Below are 20,132 nucleotides of genomic sequence, written 5' to 3'. Positions count from 1 at the left end.
GATGCGACGTAGTACCGCAGCAGTCGTCGGCACTTTGAGCGGGGCGGCCCTGATCGTCGGGGTCCGGCTCAGTGTGCAGCCGCCGGCGGCGCCGGTCGCCGCTCCGCCCCCGGTCGATCTGGCGGCGGGTACGCCGACGCCGAAGCCGAAGCCGTCCAAGTCGGCGGCGGGGAACAAATCGGGCGCAACATCGAAGCCGGCCGCGCCCAAGTCCGGCCTGAAGGACGGCGTCTACAAGGGCAAGGGCGCTTCCAACCCGTACGGCACGGTCCAGGTCCAGATCCGGGTCGAGGGTGGCGAGATCACCGCGGCCGAGGCGACCTACCCGACCACCGCGGACAGCGCGACGATCAATCCGCCGGCCGTGGCCACCCTCAAGCAGGAGACCCTCGGGGCGAAAAGCGCCAAGGACGTCGACGCCGTCTCCGGCGCCACCTACACGAGCAAGTCCTACGCCGAGTCCCTCCAGGCAGCGCTGGACGCCGCAAAGGCGTAGGGTCACGCTCTGTGCGCCACGTCGAGCATGTGATGGGTACGACGGTCAGCATCGAACTGACCCCCGATCGTCCCGACGACGAGCTCCGCGCCCTGATCGCGGACGTCTGTGACTGGCTGCACGAGGTTGATGCCCGGTTTAGTACGTATAAAGCGGACAGTGAGGTGTGCCGCTTCCGTACGGGCTTGATCAAGCTCGAGGATCTGTCGCCGGACATGCGCCACGTCCTCGACGCCTGCGCCGATCTCTGGCGCGATACGGACGGTTACTTCGACGCGTACGCTACGGGGTCGCTGGACCCGTCCGGCTACGTGAAGGGCTGGTCGGTCGAGGTGGCGGCGGCCCGCCTGCTGACGGCCGGCTCGACGAGTCACTACATCAATGCCGGGGGCGACATCCGGATGCGCGGCCACCACCCGGACGGCGGCCCGTGGCGGGTCGGCATCCGCCACCCGTGGGAGGCCGACAAGGTCAGCTGGGTTCTGGCCCTGACCGACGGGGCGGTCGCCACCTCCGGCACCTACGAGCGCGGCGACCACGTGGTCAACCCCCGCACCGGCCGGCCCGCCCGCGGCCTGCGCTCGGTCACCGTGGTCGGCCCCGACCTGGCCCTGGCCGACGCGTACGCCACGGCCGCCCTGGCCATGGGTGAGGCCGGGATCGCCTGGCTGGCCAAGCGGGCGGCCGACGGCTACGACTCGGCTGTGGTGACGGACGACGGCCGGGCCTTCAGCTCGGCCAATCTCCCCGCGGCGGTCTGATCCTCAGAAGGTGGCTATCGGGTTGACCGGGCTGCCGGACGTGCCGGCGAAGCGGATCGGCGCGACCGCGAGCTGGAAGTCCCACTGCCCGAGCTCGGCCGCGATCGCCGCGCACGCCTCCAGGTCGCAGTTGTCGAGCAGCCACAGGCCCATCGCGACCAGGCCTACGGCGTGCACCGGCATCAGCACGTCGTCGTACCCCGAGGGCTGAACGTCCTGCGGAGTGTCGGCGCCGATCAGCGCGACCTCCCGCTCCCGCAGCCACGGCAGGCAGGACGCGTGCCAGCCGGGCTGCCGGAAACCGTCCTCGGGCCGGGGCCGGCCGTGGCCCGTCCGCAGCAGCACCGCGTCGCCCGAGCGCACCCGCACGCCCTGGCGGCGCTCGGCCTCCTGTAGATCCTCGGGGAACACGCCCTCACCCGGTTGCCGCGCGATGTCCAGCAGAACCCCGCGCGTGACGATCCCGTTCGCCGCGGCCGTGACCGCACCCCAGGCCGAACCCGTCTCGGCGTCGACCAGGGAGTGCGGCCGCCCGTTGTACAGCCGGCCGTCCCAGAACAGGTGGCACGGCGAGTCGAGGTGGGTGATGGTGTTGCCGTGGAACGACAGCCCGAGCCGTTCCGACGAGAAGCCCCAGCGCCGGTCGGCCTGGAACGCGGCCGGCATGTTCTCGGCCCCCGGCATGTCGACCGCGCGCAGGAACGCCGTGGTCGACCGTTCCATCCCGTCCGGAACACCGATCTCCCACGCGCAGGACACGCTCCGGCCGTGCCGCACGGCCCGCGCCGCCGCCCGCCGGACGTCGTCGGTGATGTGGTTCAGCGTGCCGAGCTGGTCGTCGTCACCCCACCGCCCCCAGTTCGACAGTGTCTCGAAATACCCGAGCACGTCATCCGCCGTCATCCCGGCAGGCTACGGCACTCGGGTCATCGCGTCCGGAGCTCGCCGACGGCGGCTCCGAGGTCGCGTTCGATGCCGTCCGGCTGCTGGAGGCCGTTCTCGAACAGCAACTCGACGAATGGGCGGTGCTGCGGTCGGCCCGCGGTGGCGAAGTAGGACTTCAGGCCGGCCGCCAGCTCGGTGTCCGGGGGCAGGGTGGCCTCGTCGACCAGGGTCTTGATGCCGGTGACGGCGACCTTGTCGAAGGCGGCGACGCGGCGGGCGAAGCGGTCGGTGAAAGATTCGAGCTCGGCGTCCGGCACGACCCGGTTGACGTAGCCGTAGTCGTACGCCAGCGCGGCCGGGATGTCGTCGCCGCCCAGGAGGATCTCCAGCGCCCGGCCCCGGCCCACGAGCCGGCCCAGGCGGGCCATCGGGCCACCACCGGGCACCGAGCCCACGCCGACCTCGAACTGGCCGAGGATCGCCTCGTCGCCGGCGAACCGGATGTCGGTGGCGAGGACGAACTCGCTGCCCGCGCCGCGCGCCCGGCCCCGTACCTCCGAGATCGTGGCCGCCGGGACCCTGCTGAGCCGCACGAAGTTGTCGAGATACGGGTGCAGGCCGGTGGGGCCGGGTGGCATGGCCACGACCCGCCGGGTGTCGGAGAGGAAGTCCCAGTGGGCCATGAAGTAGCCCGGGGTCTCGCTGCGGAACACGACGACGGTCAGCGCGGGGTCGTTCTCGATCTCGGTGATCAGAGTGGCCAGCTGCTCGACGGTGTCCGGATCGATCAGATTGACCGGCCCGTTGCCGAACGTGACCCGCCAGTACGACGGGAGGCCCTTGGTGACGCGGAACTGTTCCATGGCCCCAGCCTGCGCGGCCGGCTCGGGCCGGGAGACCGGTCAGACTCTCTGGTCGCCGGGGTCCAGGGCGGACGCGAGCTCGGCGCGGGAGGTGATGCCGAGCTTGGGGAAGATGCGGTAGAGGTGGGTGCCGACCGTGCGCGGGGAGAGGAACAGCCGCCGGCCGATCTCCTTGTTGGTCAGGCCCTGGGCGGCCAGGGTGGCGATCTGCGTCTCCTGGGCGGTGAGCCGGTCGTCCGTACGGCGTACGGTCTCGCCGGTGACCCGAAGCTCCTGGCGTGACCGGTCGGCCCAGGCCGTCGCCCCCAGGGCCTCGAACAGGCTGGCCGCCGCCCGCAGGTAGGGGCGGGCCCGGCTGTACTGGCGGTCGCGGCGCAGCGCCGACCCGTACGCGTGGTCGGCCCGGGCCTTGTCGAAGGGGTGCGCGGGCAGCACGGTGGCGATCTCGTCGGGCGCGTAGTCGGCGGTCGAGCTGCGCAGCCGCAGCAGCGCCCGGGCGTAGACGAGCCCCCGGGTCAGCGCCGGCGACCCGGTCGCCGCCTCCTCTTCCTCGAGCCCGGGCAGCAGGGCCTCGAACCGCGCGGCCCGGCCGGCCATGACGGCGGCCTCGGCCAGCGAGCCGACCGCCCAGAACCGCATGGTCGGGTGGTAGGCGATGTCACCCGTGTCGAAGGTGCGCAGCAGGTGGTCGAAGGCGGCCGGCCCGTTGCCGACGGCCAGGGCCGCGTGGCCCCGGACGTACTGGCACAGGCAGATCATGCCGTGGGCGCCGTCGGGCAGCAGGGCCTTGACCGCGTCGTCGGCGATCTCCTCGGCCCGGGCCTGCTCGCCGCGGAGCGCGGCCGCCATGCCCGAGGCGAGCCGGGCCAGGATGACCAGCCGGGGCTGGCCGGTCTCGGCCGAGAGCCGGGCCGCCTCGTCCGCGGCGCCGTCGATGAGGTGGGCGTCCTTGGCGAAGACGCCGACCCAGGCCTGGGTGACCAGGGCCCGGGTGAGCAGGCCGGCCCGCTGTTGGGCCCGGCTGCCGGTGACCGCGTCGGCGGCGAGGGTCTTGGCCGGGCCGAGCGCGCCCACGGCCAGCGCGGCCCAGGCGAGGTGGGTGTCGGGGCGGGGGGCGGCGACAAATCCGGGCAGGGCCGCCACCACCTGTTTGCCGTAGTCGAGCGGCACGGCCAGGGCGAGCAGGGGCGTGATCCGCGGATGGTCCGCGCCCAGACCCGTACGCTGCACGAAGTCGACGACCGCGGCCCGGACCTCGGCCGACAGCGGGGTGAAGTAGAGCTGCATGACGATGCCGTGCAACAGCTCGAAGGCCTCCTCGAGGTCGCCCCCGGCCAGGGACCGCCCGGCCGCCTCGAAGTGGGTGAGCAGGCGGATGTTGGTGACCTCGATGTCGCCCCCGGCGCCGCTGTTGGCCCAGTTGAGCCAGAGCCGTTCGCGCGGGCTGAGCACGGCGTCGTCGATCAGCGGCGAGACCCGGCGTACGGTCTCGGTCTCACCCGCGTCGAAGGCGCGGTTGGCCGCCCGCAGATAGCGGTAGGCCCGCCGCCGCCGGTCGGTGGTCAGTTCGGCGGGCCGGTGATGGTAGCTCGGCCACAACATCCCGGTAGCTGGGGTCCTTCGTCGCGAGCGGGCGGATCTCCCGCTCCGGAAGGCCGGATCCGGCCAGCCGCCGGGCTGTCTCGACGCCGTCGCGCAGGCTCACCAGCAGGGTCAGGGGCTGGCCGGCGAGCCTGCGGCCGACGTAGGCCAGCACCTGCCAGCTCGGCTCGTCCAGCCAGTGCGCGTCGTCGGCGATCAGCAGCGTGTCCGGGCTGAGCCGGTCGAGCACGGCCAGCGCGACCCGGTAGGGGTCGCGCTCGGCCAGGATGGCGTCGAGCGGCAGTACCCCCCGGAACAGCCGCTCGATCCCGGCGTAGGGCAGGCCGAGCTCGGCCCGCGCGCCGGTCACCGTGTGCACGTGCCACCCGCGCCCACGCGCGTCGTCCTCCGCCTGGGCCAGCCGGGCCGACTTGCCGATCCCGGGCGGGCCGGTGAGAGCCAGAGCCTGACCCGTCAGCTTCATCAGGTCTGACACGATCGAAAACTACCCGATCTTCGGGCACGCTCCCACGCGTCATGCGTCACGTGACTCAGGGATGACGCAAAGGTCGGCCGGGCCCCGGCCGTTCGGTCCGCTCCGACCTACGCTCGGCCCATGACCAGGGCAATTGTGATGGACGACTACGGGCCACCGGACGTGCTGCGCCCGGCCGAGGCCGACGTGCCGGCGCCGGGGGCGGGTCAGATCCGGGTGGCGGTCCGCTACGCCGGGGTCGGGCCGACCGACCTGGCGATCCGGGCCGGTCACCTCGAGGGCGTGTTCCCGGGCGGGCCCGGCGCCGTGCTCGGCTTCGAGGCGGCCGGGGTCGTCGAGAGCGTGGGCCACAGCATCCAGGACGTCGGGGTGGGGGACGAGGTCGCGGTCTTCCTTCCGCGGCTCGGCGGCTACGCCGCCCTTGCCCTGGCCGATTTCTGGGTGCCCAAGCCGGCCTCGGTGGCTTGGCCCGACGCCGCGGCCCTGCCGGCTTCGGGCGAGGCGGCCGTACGGGTCCTCGACCAGCTGGCCGTCCGCGCGGGGGACCGCCTGCTGGTGCTGGGCGCCGCCGGTTCGGTCGGCCGGGTCGCCACGCAGCTGGCCGTGGCCCGCGGCGCCACAGTGATCGCGGCCGTGCGGCCGGGCGACTTCGCGCTGGTGAGCGGCTTCGGGGCCGAGCCCCTGGACTACCACGATCTCGCCGGCCGGGTGGACGCCGTGCTCGACGCGTCGGGCCGCAGCGATCTACCGAAGGCGATCGAGATGGCCGGCGGCGCCGACCGGGTCATCACCCTCTCCGACCCGCGCGGCCCCGGCCTCGGCGTGAAGCTCTCCGACGTGGTCCCGGCCGGCGTGGTGGGGGCGCTGCACGAGGCGATGAGCCGTCTCGCCGCGGGCGAGCTGGCGCTGCAGCAGCAGGTCGTCGTCCCGCTCGAGCAGGCCGCGGCCGTGCACAGCCGCCTGGAGAAGGGCGAGCTGCGGGCCAAGGCCCTGCTCGAGATCTAAGAAGAACGGCCCGCGCGAGGTTCTACGACGGGACGGCCCGCAGCGCGAAGTCGACGGTGGCGTGCAGGCTGGCCCGGTCGACCCCGGCCGCGGCGTGTACGGCGTTGCCCTCGCTGACCGTCATGACATAGCGCGCCAGGGCGGCGGCGTCCGTGCCGGCCGGGAGGTCACCCTCCTCGACCGCGCGGGCCAGGCGTTCGGCCAGAGCGCGCTCGCCTCCGAGCCGGCTCGTCGCCAGGAACTGTGCCACTTCGCCGTTGTCGCTGCCGCCGGCCAGGCCGCCCTGGATCGACAGGCAGCCCGCAGGGCGGTCGGTGCGGGTCAGGGCGTCGGCGTTGGCCCGGAGAAAGCTCTCAATCACGCGGTACGCGGTGGGTTCGGCCAGCGCTTCGCGGGCGTACGCCATGTCGTGCTCCGCGTAGCGGGTGACCGCCCGCCGGAACAGCTCCTCCTTGTTGCCGTACGCCGCGTACATGCTCGGCCGGTTGATGCCCATCGCGGTCGTCAGGTCGGCCAGCGAGGCCCCCTCGTACCCGTGCTCCCAGAACACCTCGATCGCCCGGTCGAGCGCCTCGTCGGGGTCGAAGGCGCGTGGCCGTCCCCTTGTCTTCACCGTCACACCGCCGATTCTACCGCTCGGTACAAAATTGGGCTACGGTGATTGCATACCGAGCGATACAAAAATAAGGAGGTGGCCCATGAAGCAGGTCGGACTCTGGAGCATGCAGTTCCGGGGCGCCGCCCGCCCGCAGGTGCGCGACGCCGTGGCGGAGTTGGAGGAGCTCGGCTGGGACGCCCTGTGGGTGCCCGGGCTGGACGGCGCCGGCGCTCTCGACGACGTGGCCCACCTGGCGGAGGCCGCGCCCCGGAGCACGGTCGTCACCGGGGTCCTCAACATCTGGGGCCAGACGCCGCAGGAGCTGTCGAAACGGCTGGGCCCCTACGGCGACCGGATCCGGGTCGGGCTGGGCGTCGGCAGCCGCCCGGGTGACCCCTTCGCGGCGATGAACGACTACCTCGACGAGCTCGACCTGCCGGTCTGGGTGCTCGGCGCGCTGGGCCCCAAGATGGTCGATCTCGCCGTGGCCCGCGCCTCGGGCTGGCACCCGTTCCTGGTCACGCCCGACTATGTGGCCCGGGAGCGGGCCCGCGTCGGGGCCGGCCCGGTGATCGCGCCGCACCAGGCGGTCTTCGTGGGGTCGTCGGCGGATGAGGCCCGCGCGGCGGCCCGGGCCGAGGTCGGCATGTTCATCGGCTTCCCGGCCTACCGCAACAACCTGCGCCGCCTCGGCTTCACCGACGACGACCTCGTGCCCGGCGGCAGCGACCGCCTCATCGACGCCCTCGTCGCTCACGGCTCGGTCGACGACATCTCCGCCCGCGTCCAGGAACACCTGGATGCCGGCGCCGATCATGTCGCCCTGCACGTCCTCGGCTCCACCTCGCTCCCTCTCGCGCAGTGGCGCGAACTCGCTTCTCTCTCAAAGGACAACTGATCATGGGACAGCTCGACGGCAAGACCGCCCTCGTCACCGGCGCCACCGCGGGCATCGGCCTCGCCTCGGCCCGCCGCCTGGCCGCCGAAGGCGCACACGTGTTCGTGACCGGCCGGCGCAAGGAGGCCCTCGACGAGTTCGGTGACGGCTTCACCGCCGTACAGGCCGATGTCGCCAATCCCGAGGACCTCGACCGCGTCTACGCGGCCATCGCCGAGCGCGGCCAGGGCCTGGACGTCGTGTTCGCCAACGCCGGCGGCGGCGAGTTCTCGGCCCTGGCCGACATCACCTGGGAGCACTACGCGACCACGTTCAACACCAACGTCGGCGGCACCATCTTCACCGTGCAGAAGGCCCTGCCGCTGCTCAACCCCGGCGCCTCGATCGTCATCACCAGCTCCAACATCGACGTCAAGGCCGCACCCGCCTTCAGCGTCTACGCCGCCACCAAGGCCGCCCTGCGCTCCTTCACCCGCAGCTGGGCGGCCGAGCTGGTCGACCGCCAGATCCGGGTCAACGCCATCGCCCCCGGCCCGATCAACACCCCCGGCCTCTCCGGCCTGGCCGGCACCCCCGAGGACGCCGCCCAGCTGCTGAAGGGCCTCGCCGCCGGCGTCCCGATGGCCCGCCTCGGCACCCCCGACGAGATCGCCGACACGGTCCTCTATCTGGCCTCCCCGGCGAGCGCCTACGTCACCGGCTCGGAGATCTACGTGGACGGTGGCGCCAGCCAGGTGTGACCCGGGTCATAGCCAACGCCTGTCAGTAACCGGGCTCCTGTCTCGTTCGGATGGCACACGAACAGACAGGAGCCCGACATGCGGCACCGCATCACCGTCCTCGGGGCCGGGTACGCCGGCGCCTCCGCGGCCGGATACCTCGCCCGCCATCTGCACCCCGCCGACTTCGAGATCACCGTCGTCAACGCCGAGCCCGACTTCGTCGAACGGATGCGGCTGCACCAGCTGGCGGCCGGTCGGCAACTGCGCCGCCACGCCCTGGCCGACATGTTCGCGGGCACCGGCATCCGGCTGCGAGTGGCGACCGTGACCGCGATCGACCCGCGGGAGCGGACGGTCACCGTGCTCGACGGCGACCACATCGGATACGACAGCCTGCTCTACACGCTGGGGAGCACGATCAGCGACCGCGGCGTGCCCGGTGTGGCCGAGCACGCGTTCCACGTCGCCGGCCGGGCGGCCGCCCAGCGCCTACGGCACCGCTTGGACGAGCTCGGTGGAAGCGGGACGGTCTTGATCGTCGGGGGCAACCTGACCGCGATCGAGACCGCGACCGAGCTCGCCGAGGCCCGGCCCGGGCTGCAGATCACCCTCGCCACCACCGGCGAGCTCGGCGGCTGGCTGAACGAGCGGAGCCGCCGGCACCTGCGGCGCGCCTTCGACCGGTTCGGCATTGCCGTGCACGAGCACATCACCGTCGACGCTCTCCCGACCGCCGCTTTTCCGGCTGACGTGGTTGTGTGGGCGGCCGGCTTCGCGGCGCTCCCGCTCGCCGCGGACGCCGGCCTGGCCGTCGAGGCCGACGGCCGGATCACGGTCGACCGCATGATGCGGTCGGTCTCACACCCGGAGGTGTACGCCGCCGGGGACAGCGCCCACGTCCTCGGCGACAACGGCCGGCCGCTGCCGATGTCGTGCGCCTCCGCGGGCTTCACCCGGATGCAGGCGACCGCCACGATCGTCGGGGACCTCACCGGCCGCAAGATCCCTCAACTCCCGCTCGGCTATCTCGGCAACTGCGTCAGCCTCGGCGCCCGAGACGCGATCTTCCAGGCGGTCGACGGCCACGCCGAAGCCAGATCGTGGTCGATGCGGGGCCGGACCACCGCGCGTTTCAAGGCGTTCGTGCTGCGCGGCGCGGCCTGGAACATGAGCCACCCGACGTACGGGCTGCCGGCCCGCCGCCATCGGGCCGCGGCCGGCCGTCCCGCCCCGGCGGCGGTCGGTGGTTAACCTGACCACGATGGACCAGGCCACCGTCGAGCGGTTCGAGGCCAACCGGCCCCGGTTGGCCTCGCTCGCCTACCGGCTCCTCGGCTCGGCCACCGACGCCGAGGACGCCGTGCAGGACACGTACCTGCGCTGGCACGCCGCCGACCGCCGGCACATCGAAGTGCCCGAAGCATGGCTGACCAAGGTGCTCACGAACGTGTCCCTCGACCGGCTCCGCTCGGCCCAGTCCCGGCGCGAACGCGCAGCCGGCGACTGGCTGCCCGAACCACTGCTCGACGGCGACCCGATGCTCGGCCCCTACGACACGGTCGAGCAGCGCGAATCCGTGACGCTGGCCGTGCTGACCCTGCTGGAACGCCTTCAGCCGGTCGAACGGGCCGTCTACGTCCTGCGCGAGGCCTTCGCCTACAGCCACGCCGAGATCGCCGACATCCTCGACATCACCGAGTCGGCAAGCCAGCAGCACGCCCACCGCGCCCGCCACCGCGTCACCGCCACACGCCCCACCACCGACATCGACCGCGCGGCCGCCCGCCGCGTCGTCGAGGCCTTCGTCGACGCCGCCGCCTCCGGCCGCACGGACCGCCTGGTCGCTCTGCTGACCGACGACGCCACCGCCCTCTCCGACGGCGCCGGCCTGGGCACGAGGTGGCACCGGCTCACCGGCCCCCAGCGGATCGCCGCCGCCTTGAGAGCCGCCTTCAAACCCACCCCCGCCAAACGCCGCCTGGCCGGCGGCACCCCCGCCATGCACGCCGGCGTGGTCAACGGCACCCCAGCCCTGATCGCCACCGTCGGCGACCGCGTGGCCGGCATCGTCGTCCTCGACCTCCACGGGGGCGAGATCGCCACCCTGCGAGGCATCGCCGACCCGAGCCGCCTCGCCCGCCTGACCAGCCGGTGGCGCCACTCCACTCACGACGACCCGCTGATCGCTGCTTGGTAACTGCACCAGCTCACCGCCGGCACTCAGCTGTGCCCTCGTCAAGGTGGGTATCGGTCGGGCGAGCAAGCTACCGATCTTGGGGCTGCGCCAGCGACAATCTGTGGGCCAGAGAGCAAACGGATTGGCGACGACCCCGGCCCTGAGGTGGAGTGCCTGCAGCGGCACTCTCGCCGAGGCCGAAGGGTGCGGGTGGCCGCCATCGGGACAACAAGGTCCTTGAGCGCGGAAGGCGGGCCTCAATGAAGCCCAGCACGCAGGAGTAGGACAGCCTCGGTGGGAAGTGCCACGGGACTTACCGTGGTGATCTTCCTCTTCTCGGTCGTCGCACTTGCCCTCATCCTGGCCGGTTACTTGGCGAGCAAGGCCAATAGGACTAATGGCGGCAAGACGTACGTCGAGATCAAGGCCGCGGGCCTCGTCCTCAGGTTCGGGACGGAGATCAACGCATCTTCCTCCCCAGGCGTCCGAAGCGCCGACACCGAAGGCTCATCAGCCGGTGAGCCCCCAGCGGAGCTGCCACCCGGCCGACGACGAAAACGCCGTCTGCCGAGGAAGCGCGCTCCCGACGGGGGTGAGGCTTGACCTAAAGCTTCAGGCGCAGCGCATGCTCGGCAACGGGGATGCGCTGCTTCTGCGTATCTGCGGTGGGCCATCAGTCGGCGGTGGCCAGGCTCCGGGCGGCGCCAGAGTCGCTTTCCACGCGGTCGTGAAACCCATCTTAATCGATCATCGTTGAGGTTCGAAGCGGCTGGGTGTGAAGGCGCGGCACCTGTCACATCCGCTGAAAACGGGCGGCGCTCGGGGAGGGCTCTGGGGCAGAGTGGCCACCGTGGAGATACGGGGACCGGCGCGGTTTTTGTGGTGGTTGGGGCGGGAATACAAGGGGCGGGTCGGGCTGGGGGCGATGTTCGGGACCCTCTGGTTCATGAGTCTGGCGGCTACGCCGTACCTCATCTCGCAAGCTATCGACCGCGGCCTGGGGGCGCGGCAACCAGCGGTGCTCGGCGCCTGGGTCGCGGCGGTTCTGATCGTCGGGGCGGCCAGCGCGGTGCTGGGGATCATGCGGCACCGCAGCATGACGAAGATGCGGATGGCGGCGGCGCTGCGGACGGCCGATCTGGTGATGACGCATGCGACGCGGCTGGGGGCGGCGTTGCCGCGGCGGGTGACGGCCGGTGAGGTGGTCACGATCGGCATCTCGGACGTGTGGACCATCGGGCGGGCGATGAACGTGGGCGGGGTCGGGGTCGCGTCCACGATTGCGTACATCGTGGTGGCGATCCTGCTGTCGCGGACGGCGCCGTCGCTGGCCATTGTGGCGCTGGCCGGGGTGCCGCTGCTGGCGGTCCTGGTCGGGCCGTTGCTGCAGCGCAGCCAGCGCGCTTCGCAGGGATACCGCGAGCGGCAGGGCGAGCTCAACGCGCGCCTGGTCGACGTGCTGGGCGGCCTGCGGATCCTCAACGGGCTCGGTGGCAAGGAAACCCACTTGCGGCGGTACGAGGTGGAGTCCGGCCGGCTTCGGGCACAGGGATACCGGGTCGGCGGGCCGTCGAGTTGGATCGGCGCCCTCGGTGACGGGGTGCCCGTGGTGTTTTTGGCCGTCATCGTCTGGCTGGCGGCCCGGCTGGCGGCCGAGGGGCAGCTCACGGCCGGGCAGCTGGTGGCGGTGTACGGCTACACGGCGATGCTCGTGATCCCGGTCAACGTTTTGATCTTCTGTTCGTTCGACGTCACCCGCGGGCTGGTCGCGGCCCGCCGGGTCGTCGACTTCCTGCGGATCCCGGTCGACGACCCGGCCGGGCGGGAGGCGCCGCCGGGGCCGGCCGTGCTGCACGACCCGGAGTCCGGTGTGGTGGCCGAGCCGGGGCGGTTCACCGCGCTGGCCGGTTCGCGCCCGGCCGACGCGGCCGAGGTGATCGACCGGCTCGGGCGGTACGGGCCGACCGACGCGACCTGGGGCGGCATCCGGCTCGACGAGATCGCCCAGGCGGAGGTCCGGGAACGGGTCCTGGTCACCGAGCCGGACGCGGATCTGTTCGCCGGCTCGCTGCGGGAGGTGGTGGCCGGCCGTACGGCCCCTGAGGATCACCTGGTGCGGAAGGCGATCGACACGGCGGTCGCGCACGACGTGGCCGACGATCTGGGGCGGCCCGTCGAGTGGGCCGGGCGGAACCTCTCCGGTGGGCAACGGCAGCGGGTGCGCCTCGCTCGAGCCGTACACGCCGATCCGGAGATGTTGCTGGCGGCCGAGCCGACCTCCGCTGTGGACGCGCACACCGAGGCCGCCATCGCCGAGCGGCTGACCGCGGCCCGCACCGGCCGGGGCACGGTCGTCGCCACCACCTCGCCGGTGCTGCTCGACAAGGCCGACGTCGTGCACTACCTGGTCGACGGGCGGGTCGCCGCCTCCGGCACCCACCGCGAGCTGCTGGCCACCGACTCCGGTTACCGCTCCCTGGTCACCCGCGTCTTCGGCGAATCGTCCGAGGAGGCCGCCCGATGAGCTCCGTGCTTCCCGTCGCCGATCAGCGGACGGTGGCGCGGGCCGCGCTGCGCCTGATCGCGCTCGACCGGCGCTCGGTCGTGGCCATCCTCGCCCTCAACTCGCTGGTCGCGCTGGCCGGCGTCGGCGGGCCGTGGCTCCTCGGCCGGATCATCGACGAGGTCACCCACGGCGGCGGCGTCGGCTCCGTCGACAAGCTGGCCGCGGCCGTGCTGGCCTGCGCGATCGTCCAGACAGTGCTGTCGCGGTACGCGCTGGCGATCGCCTACCGCTTCGGCGAGCGCACGGCCGCCCGCATCCGCGAGAACTTCCTCCGGCGTTCCCTGGACCTGCCCGCGGCCGTCGTGGAACGGGTGCCGGCCGGGGACATCGCGGCCCGCGGCACCACGGACGTGGACGCGGTCGCCTCCACGCTGCGCGACATCCTGCCCACCCTGCTGATCAGCTTCGTGCAGATCATCTTCATCGTGGCCGCGCTGCTGCTGCTCAACCCGCTGCTCGGGGTGATCGGGCTGGTCGGGCTCTCCGGCATCTGGTTCTCCACCCGCTGGTACCTGCGCCGGGCCCGCCCCGCCTACCTCAAGGAGGGTGAGGCCAACTCTCAACTGGCCGAGGAGCTGGCGGCGACCACGGCCGGGGCCCGCACGATCGAGGCGTTCGGCCTGGCCGAGCGCCGCCTCCAGGAAGGCCGGGCGGCGATCGAGGAAACGCGGCGCACGCGGCTTCGTACGCTCGGGTTGCGCAGTTTCTTCTTCCCGTCGGTCGAGATCTCGTACGCGCTGCCGAGCGTGCTCGTGCTGCTCGTCGGCGGCCTCCTCTACATCGACGGTCACGTCAGCCTGGGCACGGTGAGCGCGGCCGTGTTGTTCCTGCGGCAGCTGGTGGGGCCGCTCGACACGATCACCATCTGGATCGAGCAGTTGCAGAGCAGCAGCGCGTCCTTCGCCCGGGTCGAGGGGCTGGCCGAGATCCCGGCCCGGCGCTTCGAGACGCGACTGCCGGCCGGCGACCGCATCGAGGTCGTGGGCGTCCGGTACGCGTACGACCAAGGTCGTGACGTTCTGCACGACGTGGACCTGACCGTGCAGCCGGGGGAGCGGCTCGCGATCGTCGGGCTCTCCGGCGCCGGCAAGTCGACGCTGGGCCGGCTGATCGCCGGGGTCGACCGGCCCAGCGTGGGCTCGGTGACCGTCGGCGGGGTGGCGGTCGCGGATCTCCCCCCGGACGAGCTGCGGCGGCAGGTCGTGCTGGTCACGCAGGAGCATCACGTGTTCCGCGAGACGCTGCGCGACAACCTGATGGTGGCGGCCCCGGACGAAGAACTCCGCCGGGCCCTGAAGACGGTCGGCGCCGACTGGGCCGACGACCTGGACCGCGACCTGGGGCAGCACCCGCCGGACGGGGCGCAGGCCCAGCAGCTGGCCCTGGCCCGGGTGGTCCTGGCCGACCCCCACACGGTGATCCTGGACGAGGCGACGGCCCTGCTCGACCCGACAGCGGCCCGCACGGCCGAACGGGCCCTGGCCGCCGTGCTGCACGAACGCACGGTCATCGCCATCGCCCACCGCCTGCAGACGGCCCACGACGCCGACCGCGTGGTGGTCATGGACGACGGCCGGATCATCGAGGTGGGCACCCACGACGCACTGGTCGCCGCCGACGGCCCGTACGCCTCCCTGTGGCACTCCTGGCACGGCCACGAAGCGGTGTGAGCCGGTCGCCGTTCTCCCGCCCTCCACCGGGGCCCGCCTCCCCCCGTGGCGCACCTCTACCGCGGGCCCTCCATGGTGGCTTCGTTCATGTGCCCTCAGGGGGTGGGCATGAGGCCGTCCAGGGCGAGTTGGATGGCTTTGGCGGCGTGGTCGCCGGCATTGTCGGCGATCATGCCTTCGGCGACGCCCTCGACCATGCCGAAGAGCAGGATCAGGTCGCCCGGCACCAGGTCACGGCGGACGAAGCCCTGCTCCTGGGCCCGCTGCAGGGGCCCGGCGAGGAGGGTGACGATCTGACGCAGATAGCGCCCTTGGACGGCCGGCTCGAGGCGGCGGGCCAGATGGACGAGCGGGCGCATCGCCACCTGCGAGCTGAGGACGGCGGCGAACATCGGCCGGAACGCGGCGGGCTGATGCAGATTCGCGGTCACGCACGCCTCGAGGCGCTCCACCTGGAAAGCGATCACCCCGGACGTCAGCGCGTACCGGTCGGGGAAGTGGCGGTAGAGGGTGGCCTGCCCGATCCCCGCCCGCCGGGCGATCTCCGGCATGCCCACGGCATCGTGCCGGTTGGTCATGAGGTCGCTGGCCGCCTGAAGGATCGCCTGCCGGTTCCGCTGGGCATCCCGGCGCCGTGGGGCCTGCACGCCGTAGATCAAGGCCCACCCCCTCTCCGGAGTGACCTACGTTACTGACAAGTAACGATAATGTCATGAAGTTCGATTTCTCGAAACGGCCTCCTCTTCGCCTTTGGGCTCGGTCAGCCGTGCTTGTAGGGCTCTCCGCTGGCCATGACAGCCTTGCGGGCCCGCCACGCCATGACCGAGCCGATCGACAACGCCGACAGCACCGAGCCGACCGACAGCCACGAGCCGATCGACAGGACCGAACCGAACGAGCCGACCGAGCCGACCGACAGCGCGGACCCGGTGGAGCCGATCGACAGCACCGAGCCCTTCGAATAGACGCTCAGCACCGAATCCTCGGACTTGTACGACAGGATCGAACCCTTCACGCCCACCCCTCTCAGAAATCCGCGCAGATGTACGGCATCTGCCGCGGGAACAAACCACTCAGCGGCCCGACCGCCGCCGCGTCCACCCGGCCCAGCCCTCGCGTCACGACCTCGACCGGGTCGAGCACGCCGTAGAGCAGGCCGCTGAAGCCACCCACGGTCAGCGTGGCCGACGGCTCCGACGTGCCCTTGGCCACGGTCAGCCGACCGCCCTCACCGGTCAGGCGCCACACCCCGGCCACGTGCTCGTCGTCCGGGATCTCGATCGTGACGTCCCCGTCGCCGACCGTCGTGCCGGTCAGCGCCTCCATGTCCAGGACGCGGACCATCGCCCCGCCCTGCCGCGGATGGGTGACCTTGGCCTCGGTGGTCACCGCAAAATCCGTACCCCACAGCTCCGGAACCTCATCCGGCCCGAGCCGCACCGTCACCCGCGCCACCTGATCGACGTGCCGGCTGAAGAACTGCAGCAGCAGCGCCCGCCCGAGCGGCCCGGTGGTCAGCAGATCCGACCCCACCAGGTCGCCGCCGTAGCGATCGATCCGATACTTGACCGCGCCGACCACCTCGCCCCCGGCCCGCGCCACGGCCACCCACTGCTTGTCGGTGCGGAACTCGGCGCTGCGTACAGCGTCGTAAGCGGCAAACCCGTGCCGCTCACCCACGAGGTGGTGTCGCAAGGCCTCGTACGCCTCGTGGCCGTCCCACATCGGCAGCCGCTCCACCTCACCCGGCAACTCAGCCCGAACCAGGTGAGTAAGCCCCTCCGGGGCGAAGGTCGCCGTGCGGTGGCGGGGAATCCCGACAAAGCCGAACCGCGCATAGAAGCTAGGGCGGAACGGATAGAGCGCGCTGACCGCGAACCCCTCCTGCCTCGACTGCCGCAACAACCTCGTCAGCAGCTCCCGCACAAGGCCCCGCCGCCTCGCCGAAGGATGGGAAGCCACCGAGGCGATGCCGGCCATGTCCTGGACCAACCCACGCACGTTCTGCCGCATCCGCAGGGCGGCCGCGCAGGCCAGGGCCTCCCCACCCTCCTCCGCGACCATGCTGATCGCAGACTCGAAGAACGGCGCCCGCCGCCCGTACGCCGCCTCTTCCTCCTCCGGCCACGGCGAAGGCAAGAACGCATACGTCTGGAGGGGGAACATCGTCGCGGTGCGCTCGGCCGCCGAGATCTGTCGGAACTCCATGCACCCATCCAACACCGCCCGGCCCTCCGCCCGCTGCCCTCTTTTGCCGCCTGTGGATAACCCGGAAAACACCTGGTGAACGCCCCGCCGCGCCGCGCCGGGGTACCCCGGTTTGGCAAGGCGCCGGGCGACCGGCTAATGTTTCTTCCGTCGCCGGGACAAGCGCCCGGAGGGACAAGCGGACGTAGCGCAGCTGGTAGCGCATCACCTTGCCAAGGTGAGGGTCGCGGGTTCGAATCCCGTCGTCCGCTCGGAGAAGGCCTTCACGGGCCGGGCTCGGTGGAGTGGCCGAGAGGCGAGGCAACGGCCTGCAAAGCCGTGTACACGGGTTCAAATCCCGTCTCCACCTCGCAGTATGCAGTACGAGTAAGGGCGATTGGCGCAGCGGGAGCGCGCTTCCTTGACACGGAAGAGGTCACTGGTTCGATCCCAGTATCGCCCACGAGAGCCGGGAGCCCCCTGTCCGCGGAAAGCGCGGACCGGGGGCTCTCGTCATGTCTGCTCAGGGGGCCGAGCCCCCTGAAACCCCACGGTGCGGTGGTTGCGCTCGGCGGTCCGCCGGCGGGCCGTGGAAGACCGCCACTCGAGCGAACTTCGTGTTCGGGTGACTGACTGAGTGACTAGCGTCAGTCCCGGCCGGCGACACCCTGGCCTACGGCGATGTGATCCGGCCGGCCGCTACTGCTGCTCATCCTCCTGGATTCGGTGGGGCCGTTGGGCCGCCCAGCGTCGCTCGTCAAGAGTGCGCCGGGCCCGGTCCCCGGACAGGTGCGCGGTCCAGGAAGTCGGCTTGATCGACGAGCACGGCCACACGCCGGGGTAGTCGGGGATCTCGGTGGCAGCCATGATCTCGTCCATCGACGCAGGGTTGTCATGTAGACAACGCCCTGGTTGACACGTGGACAAGGTCTACCGCCGGAGGATCGATTGCACGTCCGATCGGACGGGCGGTTCGCCCGACACGGTCGGGTTGCATCCGCCGCTCACCGCCACGGCCGGCCTTGTTCCCATCGCCGGTCGATGATTCGGAGGTCATCATGCCGAGTGAACAAGACGTCGAGCCGATGCAGCGCATCGCCCGACAGGTCGCCGACTGCGTCGCAGAAAGCGGCTACGCCTTCGTCGAGGATGACAAGCTCGAAGCCCTGTCAGCCGCCTTGACCGCTTTCCTCAGCGAGGCAGACATCCCCACCAGCGCCGACTGCGGCGTTCTAACGAATCATCAAGACGTGGGTAGCTAGCCTCGGCGACCGCAATCTGACCTCATCGCATAGATCTCAGGCGTTTATCCGGAGAGAGCCGAAGCAGGCCCCTACTTCGTGCATGCGTGGTCGCCTGCCGGGATCCCAGTATCGCCCGCGAGACGGCAGGCGGTCCCTGCTCGCGGAAAGCGCGAGCCGGGGCCGCCTCGTCAAGTCTGCTCCGGGGGCAGAGCCCCGGACGTCCCGCGGCGCGGTGAGTGCGCTCGGCGGTCCGCCGCCGGCGGTCCTGACACGACCGTCCCCCTCACATCTGCAGGAGCGGACGGTCGATGCGCCTTCACGGGTTCAACCAACGCGATTCTCAGCTGACAGCGCCGCCCGTCTTTCAGTGTGGTTGCGACTGCCAGCGGTCGACATGCCGCCAGAACCAGCCCGCCGCCACTGCGGCATCGATCGTAGGGTCGACACAATCGAGCCGCAGCCCGTCGGGGCCTGTGGTGTCGATCAGTGCGTCGTCGGCTCGTACGCCGTCGTCCCAGTTGAGACACGACGGGCTCCACCCGCCACGAAGGCTCTTGCCGTCATAGTCCAGCCGGAGAGTCTTGTGGATCTGGTTACCGTGGGCGAAGTCGTACGACGTGATCATCCAGAGGGTGCCGGCGTCGTCCTGGTGGTACCAGTCCTGGACATCCGGTAGCTGCCTCGCGAGTTCGGCGAAGAAGGCGCTCTCCTCGGCAGTGGGCTCGGCATCCCGCACAGATCTGAGTCTCGCAGATCGCACACGACAGGCGGTGTCAGCGGCGGTGCCTGCTCGCGGAATGGCGAGCCAAGGCCGCCTCGTTATGCGCGATCGGTGGGCCGGCGGCGGCTTTCGTAGACCCGCCACGCTGGTCGGCCGTCAGATCTACAGGATCACGAGGCGCTAGGAAAGCTCGGACAGGAATGCTTCCATCGCTGTGCCGACGGTGCCGAGAGCGTCCGTATATGCCCGCAACGGTCCTGGCGGCCGCAGGCCGTGGTCGCCGCCGTCGATGGTGACGACCGGCTTTCCCGTTGCCGCGGCCACCTGCGGATCCCAGGTGCGATCGCCGGTGCCGCCGACGAGGAGGGCCGGTGCCGGATTGCGGCTGATCGCCTCGGCGATGGCCTCGACGTGCAGGAGTGGAGTCAGCCAGATCGCCGGAAGCTCCCGCTCGGCGGCCAGCGTGGCGGCGTGCGTGCCGAGAGACTTGGCGATGATGACCGGTGTCGCGGCGTGTGCGGTTCCGGTTGACAGCCCATGCAACGCCGCTGCCACATGGGCTCGGACGAACGGCTCCGGGCCGATGTCCGACAGTCCTTCCGGGACGGTCCAGCTGATGGTGGCCACGACCGCGTTGAGGTCCGCCAGCGCCTCGTCGGCCAGGTCGAGCAGCGGTGCCTGCGGACCGTAGCCACGCCCGGGCACGATGACTCCAGCGATCATGCCGGGGACTGTACCGCCGATGTGGGCCGGTCAGGCTGGGTCGGGGGTGGTCGTGTGGCGGTGGAGGAGGCGGTCCAGGCTGCTCGGGGCCACCTCGTGCAGGACTATCGACGTCGAGGTGCGCACGACGCTGGGGTTGGCCACGATCTGGTTGGTGATGCGGTACAGGTCGGCCGTGTCTCGGGCGACTACGCGGACCAGCAGGTCGCCGTCGCCGGTGGTGGCCAGGATTTCGACGACCTCGGGGATGCGGGCCAGCTGCTGGGCCGCGCGGTCGCCCTCGCGCTGGCTCAAGGACAGGGTCATGAAGGCCATGAGCGGGTAACCCAGGGCGGCTGGGTCCAGGCGGCGGGAGTACGCGCCCAGAGCACCCGAATCGCGCATGCGGCGCAGGCGGGCCTGGACGGTGTTGCGGGACATGGTCAGGCGGTCGGCCAGGGCGACGACGGTGGCGTCGGGGTCGGCGTCGAGGGCGAGCAGGATCCGCGCGTCGGTGGCGTCCAAGATTCGCATCGTGCGCAATCCTTCCCCGTGGTGGCC

23 protein-coding genes and 3 tRNA genes are annotated in these 20,132 nt (G+C 71.5%); 14 read left to right on the top strand and 12 right to left on the bottom strand.

Going from position 1 to position 20,132, the window contains the following annotated elements:
- The first annotated feature begins 1 nt into the window (after position 1).
- Together AB0J66_RS48480 and AB0J66_RS48475 are read left to right on the top strand one after the other, a co-directional pair.
- Positions 2-496 carry an FMN-binding protein gene (locus AB0J66_RS48480; RefSeq protein ID WP_364675959.1) on the top strand — a complete coding sequence of 165 codons (495 nt, stop codon included), beginning with the start codon at positions 2-4 and terminating at the stop codon, positions 494-496.
- A gap of 32 nt (positions 497-528) precedes the next feature.
- On the top strand, positions 529-1,257 hold the full coding sequence (locus tag AB0J66_RS48475; protein WP_364675987.1) for an FAD:protein FMN transferase: 729 nt from the start codon (positions 529-531) through the stop codon (positions 1,255-1,257).
- Between the two features lie 3 nt (positions 1,258-1,260).
- Here the strand turns inward: AB0J66_RS48475 and AB0J66_RS48470 are convergent, their stop codons facing one another.
- Genes AB0J66_RS48470 through AB0J66_RS48455 form a run of 4 tightly spaced genes read right to left on the bottom strand, consistent with a single transcriptional unit; the run spans position 1,261 to position 5,082 of the window.
- A complete protein-coding gene (locus AB0J66_RS48470; protein ID WP_364675957.1) occupies positions 1,261-2,160 on the bottom strand; it encodes a cyclase family protein in 900 nt (299 codons plus the stop codon).
- A 23-nt stretch (positions 2,161-2,183) separates the two neighbouring features.
- Complete coding sequence (locus tag AB0J66_RS48465; protein WP_364675954.1) at positions 2,184-3,005, bottom strand: enoyl-CoA hydratase/isomerase family protein; 822 nt, start codon at positions 3,003-3,005, stop codon at positions 2,184-2,186.
- A gap of 39 nt (positions 3,006-3,044) precedes the next feature.
- The gene (locus AB0J66_RS48460) at positions 3,045-4,607 is read right to left on the bottom strand and encodes a helix-turn-helix transcriptional regulator (protein WP_364675952.1); all 1,563 of its coding nucleotides are present in this window, start codon (positions 4,605-4,607) and stop codon (positions 3,045-3,047) included.
- On the bottom strand, positions 4,501-5,082 hold the full coding sequence (locus AB0J66_RS48455; RefSeq protein ID WP_364675949.1) for an ATP-binding protein: 582 nt from the start codon (positions 5,080-5,082) through the stop codon (positions 4,501-4,503). Before AB0J66_RS48455 ends, AB0J66_RS48460 begins: the two co-directional genes overlap by 107 nt.
- 120 nt (positions 5,083-5,202) lie before the next feature.
- Here AB0J66_RS48455 and AB0J66_RS48450 point away from each other — a divergent pair, with 120 nt between their 5' ends.
- Positions 5,203-6,087, top strand: a complete 885-nt coding sequence (locus tag AB0J66_RS48450; RefSeq protein ID WP_364675946.1) for an NADP-dependent oxidoreductase — start codon at positions 5,203-5,205, stop codon at positions 6,085-6,087.
- A gap of 22 nt (positions 6,088-6,109) precedes the next feature.
- Here AB0J66_RS48450 and AB0J66_RS48445 read toward each other — a convergent pair whose 3' ends face one another.
- A complete protein-coding gene (locus tag AB0J66_RS48445; RefSeq protein WP_364675944.1) occupies positions 6,110-6,706 on the bottom strand; it encodes a TetR/AcrR family transcriptional regulator in 597 nt (198 codons plus the stop codon).
- A 79-nt stretch (positions 6,707-6,785) separates the two neighbouring features.
- Between AB0J66_RS48445 and AB0J66_RS48440 the strand changes: the two genes are divergently transcribed.
- The 7 genes from AB0J66_RS48440 (at position 6,786) to AB0J66_RS48410 (ending at position 14,717) form a co-directional block, all read left to right on the top strand.
- Positions 6,786-7,583, top strand: coding sequence for a TIGR03620 family F420-dependent LLM class oxidoreductase (locus AB0J66_RS48440; RefSeq protein WP_364675941.1), 798 nt, complete (start codon positions 6,786-6,788; stop codon positions 7,581-7,583).
- A gap of 2 nt (positions 7,584-7,585) precedes the next feature.
- Positions 7,586-8,323: an SDR family oxidoreductase gene (locus AB0J66_RS48435; RefSeq protein ID WP_364675938.1), complete on the top strand. Its 738-nt coding sequence runs from the start codon at positions 7,586-7,588 to the stop codon at positions 8,321-8,323.
- A 78-nt stretch (positions 8,324-8,401) separates the two neighbouring features.
- On the top strand, positions 8,402-9,556 hold the full coding sequence (locus tag AB0J66_RS48430) for an FAD-dependent oxidoreductase (protein WP_364675935.1): 1,155 nt from the start codon (positions 8,402-8,404) through the stop codon (positions 9,554-9,556).
- A gap of 10 nt (positions 9,557-9,566) precedes the next feature.
- Positions 9,567-10,502 (top strand): sigma-70 family RNA polymerase sigma factor, encoded by a 936-nt coding sequence (locus tag AB0J66_RS48425; RefSeq protein WP_364675933.1) that lies wholly within the window; start codon positions 9,567-9,569, stop codon positions 10,500-10,502.
- 297 nt (positions 10,503-10,799) lie between these two features.
- Positions 10,800-11,084 (top strand): hypothetical protein, encoded by a 285-nt coding sequence (locus AB0J66_RS48420; protein ID WP_364675930.1) that lies wholly within the window; start codon positions 10,800-10,802, stop codon positions 11,082-11,084.
- Between the two features lie 343 nt (positions 11,085-11,427).
- Entirely contained in the window at positions 11,428-13,005 is a 1,578-nt protein-coding gene (locus AB0J66_RS48415; RefSeq protein WP_364675927.1) for an ABC transporter ATP-binding protein, read from the top strand.
- Positions 13,002-14,717, top strand: coding sequence for an ABC transporter ATP-binding protein (locus AB0J66_RS48410; RefSeq protein ID WP_364675924.1), 1,716 nt, complete (start codon positions 13,002-13,004; stop codon positions 14,715-14,717). The genes AB0J66_RS48415 and AB0J66_RS48410 overlap by 4 nt, the downstream gene beginning before the upstream one ends.
- A gap of 95 nt (positions 14,718-14,812) precedes the next feature.
- Here the strand turns inward: AB0J66_RS48410 and AB0J66_RS48405 are convergent, their stop codons facing one another.
- The 3 genes from AB0J66_RS48405 to AB0J66_RS48395 form a co-directional block, all read right to left on the bottom strand.
- On the bottom strand, positions 14,813-15,376 hold the full coding sequence (locus tag AB0J66_RS48405; protein ID WP_364675921.1) for a TetR/AcrR family transcriptional regulator: 564 nt from the start codon (positions 15,374-15,376) through the stop codon (positions 14,813-14,815).
- 101 nt (positions 15,377-15,477) lie between these two features.
- Positions 15,478-15,732: a hypothetical protein gene (locus tag AB0J66_RS48400; protein WP_364675919.1), complete on the bottom strand. Its 255-nt coding sequence runs from the start codon at positions 15,730-15,732 to the stop codon at positions 15,478-15,480.
- Positions 15,733-15,743: 11 nt separating this feature from the next.
- Entirely contained in the window at positions 15,744-16,925 is a 1,182-nt protein-coding gene (locus AB0J66_RS48395) for a GNAT family N-acetyltransferase (RefSeq protein ID WP_364675916.1), read from the bottom strand.
- A 178-nt stretch (positions 16,926-17,103) separates the two neighbouring features.
- Between AB0J66_RS48395 and AB0J66_RS48390 the strand changes: the two genes are divergently transcribed.
- The 3 genes from AB0J66_RS48390 (at position 17,104) to AB0J66_RS48380 (ending at position 17,367) form a co-directional block, all read left to right on the top strand.
- A tRNA-Gly gene (locus AB0J66_RS48390) sits at positions 17,104-17,176 on the top strand.
- A 27-nt stretch (positions 17,177-17,203) separates the two neighbouring features.
- A tRNA-Cys gene (locus AB0J66_RS48385) sits at positions 17,204-17,274 on the top strand.
- Positions 17,275-17,295: 21 nt separating this feature from the next.
- Positions 17,296-17,367 (top strand) — tRNA-Val (locus AB0J66_RS48380).
- Between the two features lie 236 nt (positions 17,368-17,603).
- On the opposite strand, the gene AB0J66_RS48375 is transcribed toward AB0J66_RS48380, so the two are convergent.
- Positions 17,604-17,783, bottom strand: a complete 180-nt coding sequence (locus AB0J66_RS48375) for a hypothetical protein (protein WP_364675913.1) — start codon at positions 17,781-17,783, stop codon at positions 17,604-17,606.
- A 179-nt stretch (positions 17,784-17,962) separates the two neighbouring features.
- On the opposite strand from AB0J66_RS48375, the gene AB0J66_RS48370 reads away from it, so the two are divergent.
- On the top strand, positions 17,963-18,166 hold the full coding sequence (locus AB0J66_RS48370) for a hypothetical protein (protein ID WP_364675910.1): 204 nt from the start codon (positions 17,963-17,965) through the stop codon (positions 18,164-18,166).
- Positions 18,167-18,512: 346 nt separating this feature from the next.
- Here AB0J66_RS48370 and AB0J66_RS48365 read toward each other — a convergent pair whose 3' ends face one another.
- The 3 genes from AB0J66_RS48365 to AB0J66_RS48355 form a co-directional block, all read right to left on the bottom strand.
- On the bottom strand, positions 18,513-18,884 hold the full coding sequence (locus AB0J66_RS48365) for a hypothetical protein (RefSeq protein ID WP_364675907.1): 372 nt from the start codon (positions 18,882-18,884) through the stop codon (positions 18,513-18,515).
- 165 nt (positions 18,885-19,049) lie between these two features.
- Positions 19,050-19,592 carry an alpha/beta hydrolase gene (locus AB0J66_RS48360; RefSeq protein WP_364675905.1) on the bottom strand — a complete coding sequence of 181 codons (543 nt, stop codon included), beginning with the start codon at positions 19,590-19,592 and terminating at the stop codon, positions 19,050-19,052.
- A 30-nt stretch (positions 19,593-19,622) separates the two neighbouring features.
- Complete coding sequence (locus AB0J66_RS48355; RefSeq protein ID WP_364675903.1) at positions 19,623-20,105, bottom strand: Lrp/AsnC family transcriptional regulator; 483 nt, start codon at positions 20,103-20,105, stop codon at positions 19,623-19,625.
- Positions 20,106-20,132: the final 27 nt, after the last annotated feature.

The organism is Actinoplanes sp. NPDC049598 (assembly GCF_040675435.1).
Lineage (GTDB): Bacteria > Actinomycetota > Actinomycetes > Mycobacteriales > Micromonosporaceae > Actinoplanes.
This window is presented reverse-complemented; position numbering and strand designations above follow the sequence as displayed.